At 68.4% G+C, this 1,879-nt stretch carries 2 protein-coding genes and 1 pseudogene; 1 reads left to right on the top strand and 2 read right to left on the bottom strand.

What is annotated here, in order from left to right; all coding sequences use genetic code 11:
- Together AB0J09_RS63770 and AB0J09_RS63765 are read right to left on the bottom strand one after the other, a co-directional pair.
- Nucleotides 1–414, bottom strand: a pseudogene (locus tag AB0J09_RS63770) (S9 family peptidase); the annotation flags it as partial.
- Nucleotides 415–745: 331 nt separating this feature from the next.
- Nucleotides 746–1,504: a MerR family transcriptional regulator gene (locus AB0J09_RS63765; RefSeq protein ID WP_360714118.1), complete on the bottom strand. Its 759-nt coding sequence runs from the start codon at nucleotides 1,502–1,504 to the stop codon at nucleotides 746–748.
- 164 nt (nucleotides 1,505–1,668) lie between these two features.
- On the opposite strand from AB0J09_RS63765, the gene AB0J09_RS63760 reads away from it, so the two are divergent.
- Entirely contained in the window at nucleotides 1,669–1,857 is a 189-nt protein-coding gene (locus AB0J09_RS63760) for a DUF5999 family protein (RefSeq protein ID WP_360714116.1), read from the top strand.
- Nucleotides 1,858–1,879: the final 22 nt, after the last annotated feature.

Below are 1,879 nucleotides of genomic sequence, written 5' to 3'. Positions count from 1 at the left end.
GTGTTGCCCGGCCGGGTCGAGCCGCGGGTCGGATCCGGTCGCACCGACCGGGGTGGTCGCGCCGGTCAGCAGGTCGACGGTGTGGAGCTCACCGTTGAGCGCGTAGACGGCCTTGGTCACGGCGGCGTCGGTGGCGTAGGCGACGATGCCGCTCGCACGTTCGCGGGTGCGTTCCCTGCGCGCGCGCTCCGCCTCCGGCACGGTCACGCCCGACGGGGTGCCGGGGTCCACGAGCAGGCGCTCCTCCCCGGTGGCCACCGTCAGCGTCCACAGCCGGTTCACCGGGTCGTCACCGGCTGAGGACCTGAGGAAGACCACCCTGGTGCCGTCCGGTGAGATCGTGAAGTCTCTGGGGATGCCGAGCTTGAAACGGGCCGTGCGGGCGTGCTGGCGGGGAAGCGTGAGCGGAGGCATGGGGGATCATAGGCACGCCTGTCAAGCCCGCCGCAAGGCCTGGGTGCGGGAGGGCAGGGCATCGAACCCGGCCGGGTCACAACCCCCGTCGAAGCTCATCACGAAGCATGGCTGGACCCGCCGCGGTGGGTGAGGGGGGCGGCGCTGGGCCTCAGAGCTTAGTGATCTACAATGTAAAGGGCGTGGGTTGGTGCAAATACCCTTTCACTACGCCAGACAACCCCTAAGCCACGAGGGAGGAGGCCAGTTCCTCGACGTGGATGCGCCAGGCGTCGAAGGTGGTGGGGTCGCCGGCGTGGGTGACGATGCCGGTCCCGATAGGGACATATTTCTAGGTGGCGCGGCGGGCGTTGGCATGGATGGCCTGGCGGAGGTAGGCGGCCAGGCCGGGGGCGTGGGTGTCGTAGACGGCGGTGTAGCGGGGGTCGCCGGCGTACAGGTCGCCCAGGCATCGGTGTAGGTCGTGGGTGCAGGTGTAGAACCAGCGGGTGATGTGGCCGCGGTGGCGTTCGGCGAGGTCCATGGCGTGCCGGCCGTCGGCGGGCCGGCCGGTTTGGAAGGCGGCGGCCAGGTCGGCGGTGACGGTGGCGGCTTCGGCTTTGATCTGGAGCCAGTCGTCTTTGGTGTAGGAGGCGACGCGGCGGCTGCTTTCGGCGTACGCGGCGGTGTGGCCCCAGCGGCGCTGGACTTCGGCGTCGTGGTCTTCGGGGCGGAAGTCGCCGAAGACCTCCAGGCGTTCGGCGGGGGTGAGGGGGATGTTCGCGGTGTGGGCGTTCATGGCGCGTTCGACGGCGGCGATGAGCTGGTGGAGGTGTTCGGCTTTGCGGGTGAGCAGTTGGTGCTGGCGGCGCAGGTGGGTGAGGTCGTCGGTGGCGCTTTCGCTGAGGATGGCGGCGATCTCGTCGAGGGGGAAGCCGAGTTCGCGGTAGAGGAGGATCTGCTGCAGGCGGTTGAGGTCGGCGTGGGTGTAGCGGCGGTAGCCGGCGTGGGTGCGCTCGCCGGGGGTGAGCAGGCCGATCTGGTCGTAGTGGTGCAGGGTGCGGATGGTGATGCCGGCCAGCTTGGCGACCTGCCCTACGGGGAAGCTCATGGGTTCCAGCTTGCCGTGGGGGTGGGCTGGGCTTCTTCTCGGGACTACGTAGGTAGTCGAAATAGGTACTCAAGTAGGGGTTTCTCACCTCATTTCGTGGCGGGTGGTGAGGCAGTCTGAAGGTGTAGGAGAAGGCTGGATGTGAGGAACGGGGGATCAGCATCATGTGCACGCATCAGCCTCCTTGTCCTCCCGCGGACGCCATCGATCATCAGGCCGCGCGCCTGGTGGCGTACCACCCAGAGCAAGGATGGGGACTTCTGTGCAACGGGGTCGTGTTCTTCGACGACACGGGCGAGCTGCTGCCGGACGGCCGCAGCGTCGTGCCTGCACTGAGCGGGCAGGCGGCATGAACGCACCGCTGACGTCGTGGAC

This window comes from Nonomuraea sp. NPDC049784, from assembly GCF_040659615.1.
In the GTDB taxonomy this organism is placed as follows: domain Bacteria; phylum Actinomycetota; class Actinomycetes; order Streptosporangiales; family Streptosporangiaceae; genus Nonomuraea.
Note: the sequence above shows the minus strand (reverse complement) of the source record. Positions and strands in the feature narration are given on the sequence as shown.

Coding starts and splice junctions, on each gene's coding strand:
- AB0J09_RS63765 (WP_360714118.1), bottom strand. CDS start 1,504: ATGAGCTTCCCCGTAGGGCAGGTCGCCAAGCTGGCCGGCATCACCATC.
- AB0J09_RS63760 (WP_360714116.1), top strand. CDS start 1,669: ATGTGCACGCATCAGCCTCCTTGTCCTCCCGCGGACGCCATCGATCAT.